This is a genomic window from Curtobacterium sp. Leaf261, from assembly GCF_001422205.1.
Lineage (GTDB): Bacteria > Actinomycetota > Actinomycetes > Actinomycetales > Microbacteriaceae > Curtobacterium.
Genome location: NZ_LMMJ01000001.1, coordinates 410,758 through 430,285, shown reverse-complemented (window position 1 = coordinate 430,285; position 19,528 = coordinate 410,758). Strand labels below are relative to the sequence as shown.

General features: G+C 69.4%; 19 protein-coding genes. 9 read left to right on the top strand and 10 right to left on the bottom strand.

Going from position 1 to position 19,528, the window contains the following annotated elements; all coding sequences use genetic code 11:
- Positions 1-32 precede the first annotated feature (32 nt).
- From ASF23_RS01900 to ASF23_RS01885, 4 genes are all read right to left on the bottom strand, one after another.
- On the bottom strand, positions 33-2,177 hold the full coding sequence (locus ASF23_RS01900; RefSeq protein ID WP_055948088.1) for a 3-hydroxyacyl-CoA dehydrogenase NAD-binding domain-containing protein: 2,145 nt from the start codon (positions 2,175-2,177) through the stop codon (positions 33-35).
- 2 nt (positions 2,178-2,179) lie between these two features.
- On the bottom strand, positions 2,180-3,427 hold the full coding sequence (locus tag ASF23_RS01895) for a thiolase family protein (RefSeq protein ID WP_055948085.1): 1,248 nt from the start codon (positions 3,425-3,427) through the stop codon (positions 2,180-2,182).
- Positions 3,428-3,503: 76 nt separating this feature from the next.
- A complete protein-coding gene (locus ASF23_RS01890; RefSeq protein ID WP_082473776.1) occupies positions 3,504-4,823 on the bottom strand; it encodes an HRDC domain-containing protein in 1,320 nt (439 codons plus the stop codon).
- Between the two features lie 157 nt (positions 4,824-4,980).
- On the bottom strand, positions 4,981-5,577 hold the full coding sequence (locus ASF23_RS01885; RefSeq protein WP_055948082.1) for a DUF3000 domain-containing protein: 597 nt from the start codon (positions 5,575-5,577) through the stop codon (positions 4,981-4,983).
- A 133-nt stretch (positions 5,578-5,710) separates the two neighbouring features.
- Here ASF23_RS01885 and ASF23_RS01880 point away from each other — a divergent pair, with 133 nt between their 5' ends.
- The gene (locus ASF23_RS01880) at positions 5,711-6,886 is read left to right on the top strand and encodes an alpha/beta hydrolase family protein (RefSeq protein WP_055948079.1); all 1,176 of its coding nucleotides are present in this window, start codon (positions 5,711-5,713) and stop codon (positions 6,884-6,886) included.
- 191 nt (positions 6,887-7,077) lie between these two features.
- Here the strand turns inward: ASF23_RS01880 and ASF23_RS01875 are convergent, their stop codons facing one another.
- The gene (locus ASF23_RS01875) at positions 7,078-7,548 is read right to left on the bottom strand and encodes a SufE family protein (protein WP_055949089.1); all 471 of its coding nucleotides are present in this window, start codon (positions 7,546-7,548) and stop codon (positions 7,078-7,080) included.
- Positions 7,545-8,501 carry a sulfurtransferase gene (locus tag ASF23_RS01870; protein ID WP_055948077.1) on the bottom strand — a complete coding sequence of 319 codons (957 nt, stop codon included), beginning with the start codon at positions 8,499-8,501 and terminating at the stop codon, positions 7,545-7,547. Before ASF23_RS01870 ends, ASF23_RS01875 begins: the two co-directional genes overlap by 4 nt.
- A gap of 224 nt (positions 8,502-8,725) precedes the next feature.
- Here ASF23_RS01870 and zapE point away from each other — a divergent pair, with 224 nt between their 5' ends.
- The 7 genes from zapE to ASF23_RS18080 all read left to right on the top strand — a co-directional run bounded on the left by zapE (position 8,726) and on the right by ASF23_RS18080 (position 14,443).
- On the top strand, positions 8,726-9,790 hold the full coding sequence (gene zapE, locus ASF23_RS01865) for a cell division protein ZapE (protein WP_055948074.1): 1,065 nt from the start codon (positions 8,726-8,728) through the stop codon (positions 9,788-9,790).
- A gap of 235 nt (positions 9,791-10,025) precedes the next feature.
- On the top strand, positions 10,026-11,306 hold the full coding sequence (locus ASF23_RS01860) for an ammonium transporter (protein ID WP_082473775.1): 1,281 nt from the start codon (positions 10,026-10,028) through the stop codon (positions 11,304-11,306).
- Between the two features lie 131 nt (positions 11,307-11,437).
- Positions 11,438-12,103: a tyrosine-protein phosphatase gene (locus ASF23_RS01855; RefSeq protein ID WP_055948069.1), complete on the top strand. Its 666-nt coding sequence runs from the start codon at positions 11,438-11,440 to the stop codon at positions 12,101-12,103.
- Between the two features lie 91 nt (positions 12,104-12,194).
- Entirely contained in the window at positions 12,195-12,395 is a 201-nt protein-coding gene (locus ASF23_RS01850; protein WP_055948066.1) for a hypothetical protein, read from the top strand.
- Between the two features lie 7 nt (positions 12,396-12,402).
- Positions 12,403-12,792, top strand: coding sequence for a hypothetical protein (locus tag ASF23_RS01845; RefSeq protein WP_055948064.1), 390 nt, complete (start codon positions 12,403-12,405; stop codon positions 12,790-12,792).
- 888 nt (positions 12,793-13,680) lie between these two features.
- The gene (locus ASF23_RS19050; protein ID WP_162236675.1) at positions 13,681-14,058 is read left to right on the top strand and encodes a contact-dependent growth inhibition system immunity protein; all 378 of its coding nucleotides are present in this window, start codon (positions 13,681-13,683) and stop codon (positions 14,056-14,058) included.
- A complete protein-coding gene (locus tag ASF23_RS18080) occupies positions 14,045-14,443 on the top strand; it encodes a hypothetical protein (RefSeq protein ID WP_156364041.1) in 399 nt (132 codons plus the stop codon). Before ASF23_RS19050 ends, ASF23_RS18080 begins: the two co-directional genes overlap by 14 nt.
- A gap of 612 nt (positions 14,444-15,055) precedes the next feature.
- On the opposite strand, the gene ASF23_RS01840 is transcribed toward ASF23_RS18080, so the two are convergent.
- Complete coding sequence (locus ASF23_RS01840; protein ID WP_055948061.1) at positions 15,056-16,027, bottom strand: aldo/keto reductase; 972 nt, start codon at positions 16,025-16,027, stop codon at positions 15,056-15,058.
- A 127-nt stretch (positions 16,028-16,154) separates the two neighbouring features.
- On the opposite strand from ASF23_RS01840, the gene ASF23_RS01835 reads away from it, so the two are divergent.
- Positions 16,155-17,117 carry a beta-ketoacyl-ACP synthase 3 gene (locus tag ASF23_RS01835; protein WP_082473704.1) on the top strand — a complete coding sequence of 321 codons (963 nt, stop codon included), beginning with the start codon at positions 16,155-16,157 and terminating at the stop codon, positions 17,115-17,117.
- 50 nt (positions 17,118-17,167) lie between these two features.
- Here ASF23_RS01835 and ASF23_RS01830 read toward each other — a convergent pair whose 3' ends face one another.
- The 3 genes from ASF23_RS01830 to ASF23_RS01820 all read right to left on the bottom strand — a co-directional run bounded on the left by ASF23_RS01830 (position 17,168) and on the right by ASF23_RS01820 (position 19,362).
- Positions 17,168-17,761 (bottom strand): TetR/AcrR family transcriptional regulator, encoded by a 594-nt coding sequence (locus ASF23_RS01830; RefSeq protein WP_055948059.1) that lies wholly within the window; start codon positions 17,759-17,761, stop codon positions 17,168-17,170.
- 3 nt (positions 17,762-17,764) lie between these two features.
- Complete coding sequence (locus tag ASF23_RS01825; RefSeq protein WP_200919281.1) at positions 17,765-18,718, bottom strand: hypothetical protein; 954 nt, start codon at positions 18,716-18,718, stop codon at positions 17,765-17,767.
- A 116-nt stretch (positions 18,719-18,834) separates the two neighbouring features.
- Positions 18,835-19,362 carry a hypothetical protein gene (locus ASF23_RS01820; RefSeq protein WP_055948056.1) on the bottom strand — a complete coding sequence of 176 codons (528 nt, stop codon included), beginning with the start codon at positions 19,360-19,362 and terminating at the stop codon, positions 18,835-18,837.
- Positions 19,363-19,528 lie beyond the last annotated feature (166 nt).

Here is a 19,528-nt window from a genome sequence, read left to right as displayed (position 1 = left end):
CCGACAGATGGGCACTTCTCGACGGGAGCGCGTCAGCGCGACTCGGGGCCGACCACCCTCGGGTCGTGGAACGGGCCGCCTGCGGCGCGCTCGGACGCTCCCGTGCGGTCGAGGTAGGGGCTGATCCCGCCGGAGTGGAACGGGTAGCCCGCGCCGAGGATCATCCCGAGGTCGATGTCCTCGACCGCGGAGACGACTCCCTCGTCGAGCATCCGTCGGAGCTCGTCGGCGAGGCCGTCCTCGAAGCGGCGCTGGATCTCGGCAGCATCGACCGGTGCGGCGTCCTTCTTCGGGGGTGCGACGAGCTTCACTGCGGCGGGGTCGTAGCCCGTGGCCCGGCCCTTCTTGTCGCGCGTCAGGATGTGTCCGAACGACGCGAGCCGCTTCAGCCCGTCGCCCGGGTGGTAGCGGTCCGGGAACGCCTCGTGGTGCGAGTCCAGGACGTGCGCGCCGACAGGGAGCCCGACGAGCTCGAGCAGCTCGAACGGGGACATCGGCAGGCCGAGCGGGGCCGCACCCTCGGCGACGACCTCGAACGGCGTGCCCTCCTCGACGCCCCGCATCGCCTCGCCGAGGACCCGGGCGAGCACCCGGTTCACGACGAAGCCCGGACGGTCGGCGGTGATGATCGCGGTCTTCTTCAGGAGCTTCGCGACGGAGAGCGCGGTCGACACGGCCTCGTCCGAGGTCGCCGCGCCACGCACCACCTCGACCAAGGGCATCACGGCCACCGGGTTGAAGAAGTGGAACCCGACCAGCCGTTCGGGCGAGGTCAGCGCGGATGCCATCGCATCGACGGACAGTGACGAGGTGTTCGTCGCGAGGATCGCGTCCGGCGCGATCACCTTCTCGACGCGGGCCAGGACCTCCCGCTTGACGGAGAGCTCCTCGAACACCGCCTCGATCACCCAGTCGGCGTCGGCGAACGGTTCGAGCGACACGGACCCGGACACGAGCGCCTTGAAGCGGTTCGCGTCGTCCGGGTTCGTCCGGCCCTTGGCGAGCAGGGCGTCGATCGAGGCGTGGATGCGCGCGACCCCGGCGTCGACGCGGTCCTGGTCGAGGTCGGTGATCACCACGGGGACGCCGAGCCGCCGAGCGAAGAGCTCCGCGAACTGCGAGGCCATGAGCCCGGCACCGAGGACACCGACCTTGGTGATCTTCCGCGGCTCGACATCCGGCGCACCGACGGGTCGCTTCGCGCGCTTCTGCACGAGGTCGAACGCGTACATCGACGCGGCGAACTGGTCGCCCGTGATGAGGTCCGCGAGGGCCTCGTCCTCGTCGGCGAACCGGTCGTCGAGCGACCCGGAGCGTGCGCCGGCGACGAGGTCGAGAGCGCGGAACGGTGACTTCGGGACGGTGCCGATCTTGTCGGTGACCTGCGACCTGGCGACCTTGACGACCGTGGACCAGGTGGCCTTCTGCGCGATGCCGGGCTCGTACGGTCGCTTGACCGTCGTCGCACCGCCGAGGACACGGTCGGCCCACTTGACGGCGTCAGGGATGAACATCGCCGACGCGATCAGCTCGTCGCCCACTCCGAGCTCCACCGCCTGCGGCCCGGTCATCAGGCGGTTGTTCTTCAACGGGTTCTCCACGATGACCTTGAGCGCGCGTTCCGGTCCGATCAGCCGGGGGAGCAGCGTCGCACCGCCCCAACCAGGGATGATCCCGAGGAACACCTCGGGGAGGCCGATCCCCGCGGCCGCGGACGAGAAGGCCCGGTAGGTGCAGTGCAGCGCCACCTCGAGCCCGCCGCCGAGCGCCATGCCGTTCACGAACGCGAACGACGGCACGCCCAGGTCACCGAGCTTGCGGAGCGTCGCGTGGCCGAGCCGAGCCAGTGCCAGTGCGGTGTCACGGTCGGGGACCTGCGACGCCTGGGAGAGGTCGGCACCGGCCGCCAAGCAGTACTGCTTGCCGGTGATCGCCGCCGCGCGGATCTCGCCACGCGACGCCGCGGCCCGGACCTCGTCCAGAGCGTCCGACAGGGCGCGGAGCGATCGCGGACCGAGGGTGTTCGGGCGCTTGTAGTCCTTGCCGTTGTCGAGGGTGATGAGCGCGAGCGAGCCGCCGGACGGGAGCGGGACGTGCTTGACGAAGGCGTTCGTGACGACCTCGTCGGCGGAGAGCTCCTCGAGGCGATCGGACGCCGTGGTGGTGGTGTCGGTCATGGTCAAGCCGCCTTCCGCGACGAACGTGCCGGACGCACGGAACGCGCGGCGCGTGCTGCACTCCGTGAGTAGTGGGGGTTCTCCCAGATGACGGTGCCGCCCTGGCCGAGGCCGATGCACATCGTCGTGATGCCGTACTCCACGTCGGGACGCTCGGCGAACTCCGCCGCGAGCTGCGACATGAGTCGGACCCCGGACGAGGCGAGCGGGTGCCCGACGGCGATCGCGCCACCCCACGGGTTGACGTCCGTGGAGTCCTCGGGGATGCCGTAGTTGTCGAGGAACGCGAGCACCTGCACCGCGAACGCCTCGTTGATCTCGAACAGCCCGATGTCGTCGATCGTCAGCCCCGCCTTCGCGAGGGCCTTGTCGGTCGCCGGCACCGGGCCGACGCCCATGACCTCCGGGTCGACGCCCGCGAACGCGAACGACACCATCCGCATCTTGACACCGAGTCCGTGCTGCGCGGCCCCGGCCGTCGACGCGAGCAGCGCCATCGTCGACCCGTCGTTGAGTCCCGCTGCGTTGCCGGCGGTGACCCGTCCATGGGACCGGAACGGCGTCTTCAACGCAGCCAGGCCCTCCAGGGTGGTGCCGGGTCGCGGTGGTTCGTCGCTGTCGATGACGTCCCATCCGCTGTCCGTCGCGGTCGCGACCGGGATGATGTCCGGCTGGTGCTTGCCGGCCTCCCACGCCGCCTGGTACCGCTGCTGTGACCGGACGGCGAAGGCGTCGGTGCGGTCCTTCGTGATCGCGGGGAAGCGGTCGTGGAGGCGCTCGGCGGTGTTGCCCATCACGAGGGCGTCGCCGGCGACCATGCGCTCGGCGAGGAACCGCGGGTTCGGGTCGGCGCCGAACCCCATCGGGTGACGCCCCATGTGCTCGACACCGCCGGCGATGGCGACGTCGGCCGCACCGAAGGCGATCGCGCCTGCGAGCGTGGTGACGCTCGTCATGGCACCGGCGCACATCCGGTCGATCGCGTACCCGGGCACCGATGACGGGAGGCCCGCGAGCATCCCCACGGTCCGGCCGAGCGTCAGACCCTGGTCACCCTGCTGCGTCGTCGCGGCGACGGCGACGTCGTCCACGGCGGCACCGTCGAGCGACGCGTTCCGGTCCAGCAGGCCGCGCATCGCATGCGTGGCGAGGTCGTCGGCCCGGGTGTTCCAGAACACCCCCTTCTCGCCGGCTCGTCCGAACGGGGTGCGTACGCCGTCAACGAAAACGACGTCTGATGCCTTGGTCACAGTGCCTCCAGATCTTCCTCGATCACGGGTGACGCTATCGACGGCGGCTGGACGGCAGCAATCGGTTGCAGGGAACCTACGACGTCTGCTCGGGCTCCGGCGCGTCCGGCTGTTCCGCTGCGACAAACGCCGCCGCGATCCTCGATGACGTCTCCTCGACCTGCCACGGACGGGCGCCGAGCGCGGTCAGGGCCGCGGCCACGGCCTCGTCCGTCAGCTCGGTCGGCGGGTCCCACGAGACGGTCCGCAGGGTGTCCGGCGTCAGGAGGTTCTCGACCGGCACGTCGATCTCGTCGGCGCGCGTCGCGATCGCCGCCCGGGCCGCCTTGTACCGACGGTCGGCGGGTGGGTTGCGGTCGATCCAGGCGCGTGGCGGCGGCAGGGTCGGCTCACCGGTGCTGCGGAGGCTCGGCAGGTCGGTGGTCTGGCGCCCCTCCTCGAGCGCAGCCCACCAGCGGTCGATCTCGGAGCGGCTCGCCCGGCCGGTGAACGACTTGATGCTCGAGAGCTCCTTGCGCGACGCGGGGTTCGCGGCGGCAGCGGCGACGATCGCAGCGTCCGGGACGGTGCGCCCCGGTGCGATGTCGGTCTCCTGCGCGAACGCGTCCCTGGCGAACCACATCGACCGGGCGATCGCCAGCGCGCGCTGGCCGCGGAGCGTGTGCATGCCGGAGAGTCGGCGCCACGGCTCGGCCTTCGGGGGCTTCGGTGCGCGGTGCAGGACGGCATCGAACTCCTCGGACGCCATCCGGTTCTTGCCGGCGGCGTCGAGCCGCGCGGCCATCGCGTCGCGGAGGTCGATGAGCAGTTCCACGTCGAGTGCGGCGTACACGAGCCACGCCTGGGGGAGCGGCCGCGTCGACCAGTCGGCGGCGGAGTGCTCCTTGGCGAGGTGGACCCCGAGCAGCTCCTCGACGACCGCGCCGAGGCCGACCCGGGGGAGCCCGGCGATCCGTGCGCCGAGCTCGGTGTCGAAGATCCGGTCCGGGACGAGGCCGAGCTCATCGAGGCACGCAAGGTCCTGGCTCGCGGCGTGGAACACCCACTCCTCGTCGCCGATCGCGTCCTGCAGTTCGACGAACGCGTCCGCCGGCTCCCCGGACGGGGTCGCCGCCGTGAGGGCGATCGGGTCGAAGAGGAACACACCGGCGCCGCGCCGGAAGACCTGGATGAGGTAGGCGCGCTGCGAGTACCGGTAGCCGCTCGCGCGCTCGGCGTCGACGGCGACCGGACCGTGACCCGCTGCGATCGCTGCGACGGCGGTGAGGTAGGCCTCGCGGTCCTCGATCGCCCCGACCGTGACGTGGGTGTCCTCGACCCCCGGCTCCGCGGCCGGCTCGGGCGTCGGGTCGGGACGGGCCGGTGGAGCGACGCGGGGATGGCCGTCAGCGGTCATCGGCGACGGCTCGGCGACCTTGGCCGGGTTGCCCGGTCGTCCCTGGGTGCCCGGTCCGGCAGCGCGGCTCACACGCCGGGAGCGGGACCGTGCCGGACGGCCGTCGGCCTGCTCCGCCGAGGTGGCCGAGGTGGCCGAGGTGGGCGTGGTGTTCGGGTCAGTCACGGGCGAGCCTCCGGGGCGCGAGGAGCGTGACGCCGTCGGCAGCGGGCGGGAGACCGGCGAGCATCGCGACGATGTCCTGCCAGGCCTCGACGTGTGCCGTCAGGTCGTCGTCGGTCGGGGTCCACGACGCACGGAGTTCGAGCTGGGCACCGTCGCCCTGTGCGCTCAGCTCGCCGTAGCCGCGGGAGATGATCTTGGTGGCCGTGCCGGACGCGTGCGAGTAGGTCGCACCGTGCGCCGCGAGGGCGTCCACGAGCCAGCTCCACGTGACATCGGCGACGAACTCGTCGACGCCGATCTCCGGCTCGAGCGGAGCCTGGGCGAACGTCACGATGCGGAACGGCCCGTTCCACTCGTCGGGTTCCTCCGGGTCGTAGAGGGCGATGAACCGTCCGGTGCCCAGGTCCGAGTCGACGCCGTGCGCGACACCGGAGACGTCCGCCGCCAGCGCGAGCGAGAACGGTGCGATGCGGCTCGGGGACGGGATCTCGGTGACGGTGGTCTCCGGTCGGGTCGCCGCCTCGGACACGAACGCACGGAGTCGGGCGAACGCCTCGGGCTCCTGGCTCGCTTCTTGGGTGTCGGACACGATTGCAGACTAGGCTCCGACCGATCTGTGCGGACGGGCGGCACGCCGACCACCGCCAAGAGCCGGACCACACCATCACGAGCCGGACCACCGGCACGAGCCGGACGACAGACCCGCCGTCCCTGGGGAGCCCATGCACCGATCCACCACCGCCCGTCTGCTCACCGGGATCGGGGTCGGCGTCATCGCGGTCGGCGGTGCCGCGGTCGGCGGACTCGTCACCGCCATGGCCAGGGTCGTCGTCACCCCGGACCACCGCAGGGTCGAGCGGGTCCGGATCCAGGCCGTGGACGTCGATGCGGCGACGGTGACGCTGCAGCGCTCGGCGGACACCGAGCTCGACGGCCGGTACAGCCTCTGGTTCGGCGCCGGTTCCGGGCACATGCGCGTGGGTGACGTCCTCGGCATGACCGAGCGGACGGTCACACGGCGCATCATCGGGATCGATCGGGGCGACCCGCGCGGCGCCGTCCGCGGTCGCTGGGGTGGCTGGTTCTACCTGACGCCGGACGAGCTGGGTGTCCCGGTCGAGGACGTCGACATCCCCACGCCGATCGGTCCGGCGCCCGCCTGGGTCGTCCGTGCCGACGACCCCGGTGCGCCCTGGGCGGTCCTCGTGCACGGTCGCGGGGTCACGCGCGCCGAGACGATCCGAGCGCTCCCGGTCTTCCGGGCCGCCGGGTACTCGGTGCTGCTGTCGTCGTGGCGGAACGACGGCGTCGCCCCGCGAACCGACGACGGGCGCTACGGCCTCGGGACGACCGAGTGGGAGGACACCGACGCCGCCCTCCGCTGGGTCGTGGGGCAGGGGGCGACGAGTGTGGTCCTGATGGGCTGGTCGATGGGGGGCGCGGTCGTCCTGCAGACCATGGTCCGCTCGGCGTTCGTCGACGTGGTCGACGGTGTCGTGCTCGAGTCGCCCGTGGTCGACTGGGACGCCGTGCTCCGGTCGCAGAGCGAGGTGCTCCGCCTCCCGCGGTTCGTCCGGCCGGCCGTCGAGCGGCTGCTGCGGACGCCGGTGCTGCACCGGGTGTCCGGTGCGCGCCGGATGATCGACCTGCGCGAGCTCGACATGGTTGCCCGCGCGGGTGAACTCCACGTCCCGGTCCTCGTCCTGCACAGCGACGACGACGGGTTCGTGCCGAGCTCGGCCTCGCACGACCTGGCGACCGCCCGACCGGACATCGTCCGTCTCGAGGTCGCCACCGACGCCAGACACACCAAGCTCTGGAACCACGATGCCGGGTGGTTCGACGCCAAGATCACGGCGTGGCTGAACGAGGTGGTGCGGCCGCGCGTGCGCCGCTGAGCGGCACTCGTGTGCGCTCCCGGCTGTCGGTTCGGCCGCAAACCGACGAGATGCGGGCGGAACGCGCGCGAATCGGTCGGTCTGGCCGGAAACCGACACAGCCGGGGGCTGGGCAGGCAGGCAGGCAGGGGACGGACTGGAGGGACGGTGCCAGCTGGCACCGTCCCTCCAGTCCGGTGGGCCGTGGGCCGTCAGGCCGTCTTCGCGCGCACCTGCCGCTGCACCCGGCCGAGCATGCCCACCATGCCGCGGATGCGGAGGGGGCTGACCGCCTCGCTCAGCCCCAGCGTCAGCGGGTAGTCGGACGGCACGCCGAGGACCTCGGTGACGGTGAGGCCGCTCAGGCCCTGCGCGAGGATGCTCGCGAACCCGCGCGTGGTCGGCGACTCCCGGGGTGCGGTCGCGTGCATCCGGACGACGTCGGGTGCGTCGCCGTCTGCGCCGACCGTCACGAAGATGAACACGGGGGACTGGCACTCCTCGACCCGTTCGAGGAGGTCCGGGTGGTCGGCGTACTCCGTCGGCAGCGCTGGGAGCTCGTTCGAGAACTCGAGGAGCAGCTGCAGCCGGTCCGGCACACCGAGCGCGAGGAAGTCGTCGCGGAACTCGGCGAGGGACCCGGGCAGCGCCTGTGGCTGGGTCTCGGGCTGGGACTCGGTCATCGAGCCGCAGAGGTCGATGCGGTTCCCGGCGCCGCACCGGGTTCCGTGCCCGTCGCGATCGGCACCCGCACCGCGGATCCCCACTCGGTCCACGAGCCGTCGTAGTTCTTGACGTCGCCGAGGCCGAGCAGGTGCTGCAGCACGAACCACGTGTGACTCGACCGCTCGCCGATCCGGCAGTACGCCACGACCGCGTCGTCGTCGGCGATGCCGGCGCCCTCGCGGTAGATCGCGTCGAGCTCGGCCCGCGACTTGAACGTGCCGTCCGGTGCCGCAGCGGTCGCCCACGGGATGTTCACCGCGGTCGGGATGTGCCCGGCGCGGAGCGCACCCTCCTCCGGGTAGTCCGGTGCTGTGGTGCGCTCGCCCGAGTACTCCGGGGCGCTCCGGACGTCGATGAGCGGGGCGGAGCCGAGCCCGGCGACGACGTCCTCCTTGAAGGCCCGGATGGCGGTGTCGACGCGCTCGACCACCGGGTACTCGACCGGGACGACGCTGCTGGCGTCCGTCGTGAACGCACGGTCCTCGGCGACCCACTTGGCGCGGCCGCCGTCGAGGAGTCGGACGTCCTCGTGGCCGAACAGCGAGAACACCCAGAGCGCGTACGCGGCCCACCAGTTGTTCTTGTCCCCGTACACGACGACGGTGGTGTCGCGGCCGATGCCCTTGCCGCCGAGCAGTCGGGCGAACGCCTCGCCGTCGATGTAGTCGCGCTGCACCGGGTCGTTGAGGTCGGTGTGCCAGTCGATCTTCACGCTGCCCGGGATGTGACCAGTCTCGTAGAGCAGGACGTCCTCGTCGGACTCGACCACGACGATCCGCGGGGTGGCGGCACCGTCGGCGGGCGCGGTGGCACCGGCGTCGATCTGCTCGGCGAGCCACTCGGTGGAGACGAGGCGTTCGGGGTGTGCGTACGCGGCGAACTTGTCGGACGGGTCGACCGGGGCGGTCATGGGTACCTCCTGCTGGGATGACGTCGGCGCACGTCTAGAGTTGCCGAGGACGCGGTTGCCGGGTCACGCGGACCCGTGCTGCACGACGATCCTCTGCGGCGCCATGGCAACGGTACGCGGACGCACCGTGTGCCCGCTGCAACGTGACCCACCGCGTCCGTGTTCCCACCGCTCGCTGTCCCGTTCCCGCTCGCTCTGCACTCCCGATCACGAAGGCCGCCCGGATGACCGACGCCACGTTCCCGCACCTCGTCGACCGGGACCCGAGCGTCACCCCCGAGCAGATGGCGGCGGCGCTCGTCCCGCCCCGCCAGTTCGAGGGCGCGTCGTTCGCGTCGTACCGCCCAGATCCGGACTTCCCGTCGCAGGCCGAGGTGCGGGACGCCGTCGCGGCGTTCGTCGCGGCCCGTCCTGCCGCCAAGCGCGGGCTGTTCGGGCGGCGGAAGGCCCCGGACGCGTCGGCCACGTCCGGCGTGTACCTCGACGGCGGGTTCGGTGTCGGCAAGACCCACCTGCTCGCCGCGGCGTACCACGCGGCATCGGGACGGAGGACGTTCGGCACCTTCATCGAGTACACCGCGCTCGTCGGGGCACTCGGGTTCGCCGGGGCCGTCGACCTGCTCCGCGGGACCGCGCTGGTGTGCATCGACGAGTTCGAGCTCGACGACCCGGGCGACACGATGATGATGACACGGCTCATCAAGGAGCTGTCGGACGGGGGCACCCGGTTCGCGGCGACGTCGAACACCCCGCCCGGCGCACTCGGCGAGGGGCGCTTCGCGGCGCAGGACTTCCTGCGCGAGATCCAGGCGATGTCCGACCGCTTCGACACGATGCGGATCGACGGGCTCGACTTCCGCCGTCGGTCGACGGAGGAGTCCGCGGTGACGGTCGACGACGTCGGGGCGGTCCTCGAGACGGTGGTCGCGACCGGGGTCACGTCCGGCTCGCCGGACAGCGCGGATCGGCCTGGAGGCACGGCACACGTCACGCGCGATGGCTTCCGGTCCGTCATCGACCACCTGGCGACGGTGCACCCGTCGCGCTACGTCGCCGTCGTCGAGGGCCTCGACGCGGTCGGGCTCGACGACGTGGCGGCGTTCACCGACCAGACCGACGCGCTCCGCTGGGTCGCGCTCGTGGACCGGCTCTACGACGGACAGGTGCGGATCGTCGCCTCGGGGACGCCGCTCGACCAGGTGTACCCCGAGTCCATGCTGTCCGGGGGGTACCGGAAGAAGTACCTCCGTGCCGCGAGCCGCGTCGTCGCCCTCACGCGCGCGGACTGACACCCTCACACGCGCGGACTGGCGCTGCGGAGCGCTTCCGCAGGCGTTTGGCGAACTGACGAAACACGACGTTTACATCCGGACGAATCGTGTTACATCGCCGAAACCTCCCGAGTGCCGGAGCGAAACGTCACCTCGCAACACTGGGTGCACCCGAGGCGGGACGCGTCCAGAGTCGCACGCAGCAGCGCCGCCCGACGTGTCCTCAGCAGCGCTACCGAGAGGTGTACAGATGATCGATCACGGTCAGACCGCATTCATACTGATCATGGCGGCCCTGGTGCTGTTCATGACCCCGGGCCTCGCCTTCTTCTACGGCGGACTCGTCAAGGCGAAGAGCGTCATCAGCATGATGATGATGTCCTTCGGCGCGATCGGGCTCGTCAGCGTCCTCTGGGTGCTCTACGGGTACGCGATCTCGTTCGCTACGGCCGGCGACGGGACGAACATCGTCGGCAAGACCGGCCTGTTCAGCATCGACTGGAACCTCATCGGTCTCGGGCAGCTGTTCGAGCAGGCCCGGGCGAGCACGCTCGACGCCTCCTACCCGCTCATGGCGTTCGCCGGGTTCCAGGCGACGTTCGCGATCATCACGGTCGCCCTCATCTCCGGCGCCATCGCCGACCGTGCCAAGTTCGGTGCGTGGATGGTCTTCGCGGGCATCTGGGTGACGGTCTGCTACTTCCCGGTCGCGTCGTGGGTCTTCAACCTCACCGATGGCTGGATCGTCAAGCTCGGGGTCATCGACTTCGCCGGTGGTACAGCCGTCCACATCAATGCCGGGGCCGCGGGGCTCGCACTGGCCATCGTCCTCGGTCGACGCGTCGGGTTCGCCAAGGGTGCGCACAAGCCGCACAACCCGCCCTTCGTGCTCCTCGGTGCCGGCATCCTCTGGTTCGGCTGGTTCGGGTTCAACGCCGGATCCGAGGGGAACGCCGACGGCATCGCATCGATCGCCTGGGTGAACACGCTCGCTGCTCCGGCGGCCGCGATCCTCGGCTGGCTGCTCATCGAGAAGATCCGTGACGGCAAGGCCACCTCGATAGGTGCCGCGTCGGGTGCCGTCACCGGGCTCGTCGCGATCACCCCCGCGTGCGCCAACCTGACGCCCGGGTGGGGCATCCTCCTCGGGTTCGTTGCCGGGATCCTCTGCTGCTTCGCGATCGACTGGAAGTACCGTCTCGGGTTCGACGACTCGCTGGACGTCGTCGGTGTCCACTTGGTCGGCGGCATCACCGGAACATTGTTCCTCGGGTTCTTCGCCAACGACACGGGCCTCATCTACGGCGCCGGCTTCCGCCAGCTCGGCGTGCAGGCACTCGCTGCGGTGACCGTCCTCGTCTACTCGTTCGTCCTGGCCTTCGTGATCGGGTTCGCCATCGAGAAGACCATGGGCTTCCGCGTGAAGACCGAGGACGAGGTCGCCGGCATCGACACCGCCGTCCACGGCGAGGAGGGCTACGTCCTCTTCGAGGAGGCCGACAACTCCCCGGTCGGGGCTGGCGCGCGGCGCTAGTCTCCGGGCTCGGGCCCGGCCCCGTTCCGCGGAACACCGCTCTCCGCACGACACACCGTCCTCATGGGCGGTGTCTCGTCGGCAGGGCGGTGTTTCGCTGTCCGGGCGTGCACGGTGGGAGACTGAGCCGCATGACGACGTCGACGTTGACGAACCTCCGCGAGGTCGGGGGCACCGGGTTCCAGGCCGATCGGCCGCGGACGGTGTTCCGCTCGAACACCGAGCCCGAGGTCGAGGCGAGCGCGTACCCGGGATCAGTCGAGACCGTCGTGGACCTGCGCCGTGACGACGAGATCGAGGCCGTCCCACACCCGCTCCGCGGCGTCGACGGCTACCACTCCGTGCCGCTGTTCGACCCGACGCAGGTCGAGACGGCCGACTTCACGGTGCCCCTCGAGGAGCAGTACCTCGACTGGCTCGTCCGACACCGCAACACTATCGCCCGCGTGTTCCGAGCGCTCTCCGAGACCCACGGCGACGTGCTCGTCTGCTGTTCGGCCGGCAAGGACCGCACCGGCGTGGTGAGTGCACTGCTCGCGCGGCTCTGGGGTGCGGACCTCGCGCGCATCGGTGCGGACTACGCGGCCACCGCGCCCGCCCTCGCGGAGCGGTTCGAGCGCGAGCGTGCCGTCGCCGAGCAGTCGAGCGCCGAGGACGCTGCGTTCACCCTGCTCATGCAGCGGTGCGTGCCCGAGGTCGCCGTGCACGTGGTCGAGCAGGTCGAGGAGCGGTACGGCTCCGTCCGCGGCTACCTCCGCTGGATCGGGCTCAGTGACCGCGAGGTCGACCGGCTCTAGCTGCAGCGTCGCCTTCTCCGGCATCGCGCTCCCCTCCGTGGCATCGCGCCCGCGATCGCTTCCGGGCACGGCGGGCCACTACCGTTGCGGCATGGGTGAGTCGTCGGGGGACGCGGGTGTTGTCGAGCACCCGCTCGTGCACGCGCACGGTGCGGGGTTCGTCGTGAGTGAGACCGACGCCGCCGTCGTGGACTGGTCGACGCCCCGCGCCGGCCTGCTCCGGGAGGCCGCCGCGGTCAGTCGCGTCCACCACGCAAGCGACGGCCGTGTGGGAGCTACGGGCCCGAGGTGATGCGGGAATGGCGGAGCAGCAGCACTTCACGGGTATTGAACGTCTTCCGGACGGGCTAGTACCGGAACTCATCGTCCGAGCCGACGATGGAACGGCGGCCGAATTTGACGGGTATCGCGTCGAACGTGGGGAGTCAGTTTTCACGGAGGTGAAGGGGAATCAGTCCATCTGGTACAAGTTCCACGGATGGTCAATCGAGCGGCTCGCTCAGAAGGATTCTCAGGTGCTGTTGAAGATGCAGGACCAGATGAACCGCCAGCTCGCCGTCATCGAAAAACTCGGGGGTGGTCGGTTAGAGTGGGTGGTGACAGACCCCCGGTTTGCCAAATTTGTGGAAGTCTACGTCGACGAGAATGATCTGCCAGTCGATGTGTTCATCCGGACAATGCCTGACTGAGAAAGGGTAGGGCAGTGGGTGCAGGATATTTTTGGGTGTCTGGTGACGCGTTCTTGAGAATTCGACTCGGACCAGCTCTTCCGGACCAGGATGTATCAGCGCGGGACTTCCGCGAGGTCCTTCGAAATGTGGGCGCGCTCGGCGGTATATTCTCCAGTCCGTGGTCGATACTGTCAGAGGACGATTCTGAGCCTGTGCGGCTGGACATGCCCGTGATCACAGACGAAGCCATTCGGGAACTCATTCAACCGCACGTCTCGAAGAATGAGGACGGATCGGCGCTCCAAGCGTTGGGTTTCCGTGTTCACCTGGTGGGTCCGTTCGTGGGGCGTTCTCGTGCTCGGATCCAGATGCATCTTGGTCAGCAGCACCCGTCAAAGGCTGTCCCGAATTCGATCGTGGTATCGGTCGAGGACGTTGACTTCGCGGGCGAGTGCCGTCTCGATGACACTCTGGGTGCTCGAGGTGGTGAGATTTTGCGGAAGCTCGGCGACGAGCTCGATGCTCGCGACGGCGGAATTTATTCGCGGTCCGCATCAAACGCTCAGGGTCGGCGATCGCCCTATCCCAAAATCGGGGCTGTGACACTCCTGCGTCGTGAACAGCTGGATGAGAGCTCGTTGAAGGAACCAGCAGATTTGACTGTGTCCAGCTGGAGGCACGGAGTGATCCTGACTGTGAATGGCCAGGACTCCCCCTCCTTTGAGTGGACGCGAATTTCTTCCGTAGCCGAAGACCTCAGGTTGGTCGGGGCTCTCAAGGAATCGTAAATACTCCTCGGTGGTTTCGTCGCATCCCGTCGCGGCTCTCCCTGGACGCTGGCGCGGTCGTAGGTCGCTCGTAGGCTGATGGCCACTGTTGTAATGTTGATTTATCTCGATTTACTCTATGATACCGGCTCTCGCGGATTTGCTCGACGCCTATTATCAACTCTGGGAAGAAGACTACCCAACGGCCGAGTCGGTCCTCGATGAGTGGGTCTCAGGCTCGTCTCCCGGTGCGATCGCGCAACTTGACACTGACATCGTTGGGGTCTTGTCGTCCCGAGATGAATTCGGGTTACGAAATTTGATCGCTGTCACCCACTCCAACGTGAGTCCAGTTCGTCTCGGTTTGACGGACCGACAGTGGCTGGAACATGTTCGCGAAGTGGCATGTGGAGCGATGCGGGTCGCACGTAGGAGAGCGGCAGATACCGAGCGGTCGTCCGAGCACGGGGGCATACCGTTTTCGAAGGACAACGACGTGCCAGATGAATTTCATTGAAACGAGGCTTGGCGTGCCGGTCACGGATTCGAGCATACGAATCGACTGGGGGCCCGAAGCCGAGAATCCGTACCAGATCGCCACGAGACTCCTCCAGACCGTATCGGAACTCCGGTCGATCGGGGAGCCGTTCTCGGGGGACTGGAAGTACGTGTGTGGCGATGGTGTCACCAAGACACCGTCGCTCGATACGTTGACAGGAATTGTGTCGCAGAACATGGTCAGGGTCAGTGGGCAGGCGGATCCAGGGTGGGGGTACCGTGTTCTCGCGGTGTCTCAGTCAGATGCTCTTTCGGTCGAGCTACAGGTGTCGGCGGGCTCGACAGTGGCGAGTCGACGAGCGGCTTCGAACAGCGTGCTCCTGACCGGCGACAGTGTTCGATGAGCAATTGGTGGATCACTGGCGACGCGCGCATCACGTAATCGCGTCTGTTTGGGGCTCGTAGGATCGACGGGCCCTCCCGAATCGGTCACCCGTTCGGCGCAGTCTGGTGGAACAGGAGCGACCGGACGGACGTGACGGCGTTGAACGCCAGCCAACTCGAAGTACTCGTCCGGCGGAGCGTGTCCAGGCACCTGGGTGAGCCGGACCCGGCCTGGGGTCATCACATCGACCTCGAGCAAGAATTTCGGCCGGACACCATTCAGCTGCGCTTCGCGGTTGGGAACCGGATACCCAGCCAACGCCGCCCGCCCAACTCCGTTCTCGTGAGGATCGCCGGTCCGGATGCGTTCACCCCATCTGGGCTCGTCGTCGATGAATCGATGAGATCCGCGTGGCTCCGTGCTCACAGCGTGATCGCTGCGAACTGGCTGGCCGCAGACGCATCCGACTCCTGATGTTCTCGGCGGACCGGGGTGCCGCCCGCAGCCAATGAGTTCTGCCCCTACGAGCGACAACTGCGACAGGGAGTCCGTCGGGGTGTTGTCGCTCGCAGGGGCAGAACGGGTTCAGCAGCAGGTCAAGCGGGTCGGGAGAGTCAGACCCCGCCCGGACCTACCAGGCGAAGTCCTCCGGCGAGGTCTTGTGCCCCGGGAAGATCTCGTCGAGCTTGTCGAGTGCGGACTGCTCGAGGTGGATGTCGACCGAGCGAACGGCGGACTCCCACTGCTCCATCGTCCGCGGCCCGGTGATCGGCCCCGTGACACCCGGCTGGTGCAGCAGCCATGCGAGGGCGAGCTCGCCCGGGGTGTGCCCGAGCTCCTTCGCGAACCCCTCGTACGCGGTCAGCTGGTCGCGGTGGCTGTCGACGTACTCCGCGCTCCGGCCCTCGAGTCGGCGCGAACCTTCCTCGGTCTTCTCGATGATGCCGCCGAGGAGTCCGCCCTGCAGCGGCGACCACGGGATCATGCCGAGGCCGTAGTGCTGCGCGGAAGGCAGGACCTCGCGCTCGACGTCACGGACGACGAGGTTGTAGATCGACTGCTCGCTGACGAGCCCGAGGAAGTGGCGGCTGCGCGCTGCCTCCTGCGCCTGGGCGATGTGCCACCCGGCGAAGTTCGAGGAACCGACATAGAGGATCTTGCCCTGCTGGACGGCGAGCTCCATGGCCTGCCAGATCTCGTCCCAGGGGGTGTCCCGGTCGACGTGGTGCATCTGGTACAGGTCGATGTGGTCGGTCTGGAGGCGACGGAGGGATGCGTCGAGCGACTGGCGGATGTTGACCGCGGACAACTTGCCGCCGTTCGGCCAGTCGAGCATGTCGCCGTAGACCTTCGTGGCGAGGACGGTCTTCTCACGACGTCCACCGCCCTTGGCGAACCAGCGTCCGATGATCTCCTCGGTCGCGCCCTTGCCGACCGATCCGCCGTAGCCGTTCGCGGTGTCGAAGAAGTTGACCCCGAGCTCGTGCGCCCGGTCCATGATCGCGTGCGAGTCGTCCTCACTGGTCTGGGGCCCGAAGTTCATCGTGCCGAGGACCGCGCGGGAGACGGACAGCCCTGTCCTGCCGAGGTGTGTGTATTCCATGCCTCCGGTCTACGCCTCGCCCGAGGGCACCCGCTCAGGCGATGGCAACAGACTCGACAAGTTGCCATGGTCATCGTTGGAGGGGTCGTGAGGATGCGGTTCCCGGTCAGCCGGTAACGTCGCTCGGGTGAAGATCCAGGGAGCCCCGGGCAGCCGCATCATCGGGTTCGGGCATCACCAGCCAGAGCGCGTGATGACGAACGACGACCTCGCAGAGATCGTCGACACGAACGACGAGTGGATCCGGACCCGTACCGGCATCCGCACGCGCCACATCGGCAGCGAGTCGGACAGCGTCACGAGCATGGCGATCGAGGCGGGCCGGGCGGCCCTCGCGGACGCCGGGGTCGACCCGGGCGAGGTCGACCAGGTCATCGTCGCGTCGACGAGCCACCGCGATCGCGCACCGTACTCGGCCGGTCGCGTCGCGGTCGGACTCGACATGCGGACGCCCATGCCGATCGACGTCAACACCGCGTGCAGTGGCTTCGAGTCCGCGGTCGCACTCGCCGACATGTCGATCCGCACCGGCTCCGCCACCACGAGCCTGGTGATCGGATCCGAACTGATCTCCGGGATCGTCGACTGGACGGACCGTTCGACCTGCGTCCTGATCGGCGACGGTGCCGGCGCAGCGGTCATCCAGCGGAGCGAGACGCCCGAGATCGGACCCGTGTCGTGGGGGAGCGTCCCGCACCTGCTGAACGCCGTCCTGGTCGAGGGGGACCCGGAGCGGTTCTCGCAGGAGGGCCGGTCGATCTACCGCTGGGCGATCACAGAGGCCGAGGGACATGCCCGTGCCGTCGTCGAGAAGGCCGGGCTGACGATGGACGACATCCAGGTGTTCGCGTTCCACCAGGCGAACCTCCGCATCGTCGAGCCCCTCGCCAAAGCGCTCGGTGCGGGGGACCGGTTCGTGCTCGCCGACGTCGTCGAGTCGGGGAACACCTCGGCCGCGAGCGTCCCGCTCGGCCTGTCCAAGGCGTGGGCCCGGGGTGACCTGCCCGAGGGTGTACCGGCCCTGCTCTTCGGCTTCGGCGGCGGGTTCACGCACGCCGGCCAGGTGGTGACGACGCCGACGCGTCGCTGACGCGACCGCATCCGGACTGGAGGCACGGTGCCAGCTGACACCGTCCTCGGTCAGGCGGCGCGCAACCGCCCGATGATCTGGTCGAGGACCCGGTCGTGACGCTCCTGGGCGTCCGGGTACGACCGCAGCAGCGCGAGAACCTGGATGCCCGTGACGAGGACGATCAGTTCGTCGACGACCCCCTCGACGTCGAGGTCCGCTCGTGCCTCGCCGCTGTCCATCGCCGTGCGGAGGTGCTCGGAGTAGGCGCGGCGCCACGGTACGAGCATCTCCTGGTGCAGCGCTGCGAGGGCGGGGTCGTTCGTCGCCATGTCGAAGAACGGCACGATGATCCGCGCGATCCGCATCTGTTCCTCGGTCCGGACGGACTGCGCCATGAACGTCGCACCGAGCGCGGCGAGCCCGGTCTTGTCGCCCACGAGCTCGCTGATGTGTCCGTCGGCGAGCGTGAACACGTACTGGAACGTCGCGGTGAGGATCTCCTCCTTGTTCGCGAAGTACGGCGTCAGGCTCCCGTTGCCGACGCCCGACTCGCGCGCGATCTCGCGCATCGTCGTCGCGCGGATGCCGTTCCGGGCGACGAGGCGCCAGGTCGCGTCGATGATCTCCTGGCGGCGGGCGTCATGGTCGACGAGCTTGGGCATCGATCACGCGCCCTGCGTGTCGTCGGTCCCGCCGTCCTCGCGGGACCGACGCCAGGGGAGTGCGCGGCGCTTAGGTGCCTGTGCGTCGGTGTCGTGCTGCTCGATGCGCTTCTGTGCCCGTGTCTGCTTCGGCTCGACGGGGAACGGGAAGGCGCCGGGCGGGGGTCCGAAGGCGGTCCGCGATGCGTCGATGATCTTCCGGCCGAGGGCGTGGTTGCCGATACCGCCGATCACCGCGCCGATGCCGAACGGCACTGCACGGCCGAGGACGCTCGCCCCCTGGCGGGCCGCGAAGCGCTTGATGAAGGTGTCGCGGAGCTTGCTCGTGATCCCGCTCATCGCCGAGCGAGGAATGCTCGAGGTGACCATCTCGCCCCAGAACGCACTGCGACCGGGCCCTCCGCCGGCCTGTGCTGCGAGCTGCTTGACGAGCGAGGTCCCCGGGGCGCCGAGGATCATCGCCATCACGAGGGTGCGGGCGCGGTCGGGGTCGGTGACCGCGATGCCGTGGACCTCGGTCACGGACTGCGCGAACAGGGCACTCGTCTCGAGGAAGCCGATCGTCTCGACCCCGGTCAGGCCGAGACTCGTGGCGAAGCCCACACCGGGGATGACGGCGCTCGCTCCGACGGCCGCCCCGCCTGACGAGACCGCGGTCAGGTAGTGCCGCTCGAGGATGCGGATGATGTCCGCCGGGGAGGCGTCCGGGTGTGCTCGGCGAAGGCGGTTCACGTTCGCGACGACCGCCGGACGCTGCACACCGATGACCCGGTCGAGGGCGCCTGCCCATCCGGGGAGCTTGTCGGGGGTGCCGTCGTCGTTCCGGGTCTGGGCCTGTCGGCCGGGGTCGCCGGACCCGTTGCCGGGGTAGCTGCCATCGGTGGACGGGAGGACGACGGGCTGCTGAGGGAGCGGGATGATCGCCCGGCCGTCGTCGGACTTGCCGCGTTTCGCCATTCGTGCACCATACGCCGGGGGGATGCGAGCGACATGCGTCGTGCGCGGTGCGTCCATCGTCGCGTCCGTGCTCGCGTCTGTCCGCGTGTCCGTCGTCGCGTTCGTCCTCGGGTCCGTCAGGGACGCTCGGTCCAGCCCGCACGGGCCAGGAGGGCCTCGGCGACCTGCTCCGGTGTCCGACCGGCGGTGTCGAGCCGGTCGACGTCCCCGTCCGCCGCGGACTCCAGGTGCCGGGCCGCGGCAGCGCTCTTCGCGATCGAGCGTTCGAGCTCCGGTCCGTGCTCCCGACCGGCCAGTCGTGCCGCCGTGGTCGTGTCGTCCGCGTGCAGCAGCACCGCGACCACCCTCGGGTCGTCACCCATCGCGGCGGACAGGTGCCGGGCCTCCAGGACGGACACGGTGTTCGTGTAGACGAGCCGGCGGTACCCGAGCGCCCGGTAGTTCGCCCAGATCGCGGCGAGGTTCTGCTCTGCGAGCGCATGGCCCTCGGCCCACGGGGCGGGGTGTGCGAGGTCGAGGGTGTCACCCTCGATCACGGCGTGGCGGACGTCGAGCGACGTGAGCAGCACGTGCAGCGCGGCAGCGGCCGAGGTCTTGCCGACCCCGGACCGGCCGCCGATGAACAGGACCTCGGAGTCGCTCATCCCGCCAGTGTCGCAGACGGGATGCTCGCAGACGGGATGCTCGTGGACGGGACGCTCGTGGACGCGGTGCGGTGCGGGCGGGCGTCGTCCTCGCGGGTGAGACGTGCCGAACTGTCGGGTGCGGGCCGGCACCCGACAGATGGACACTTCTCACCCCGAGGACCAG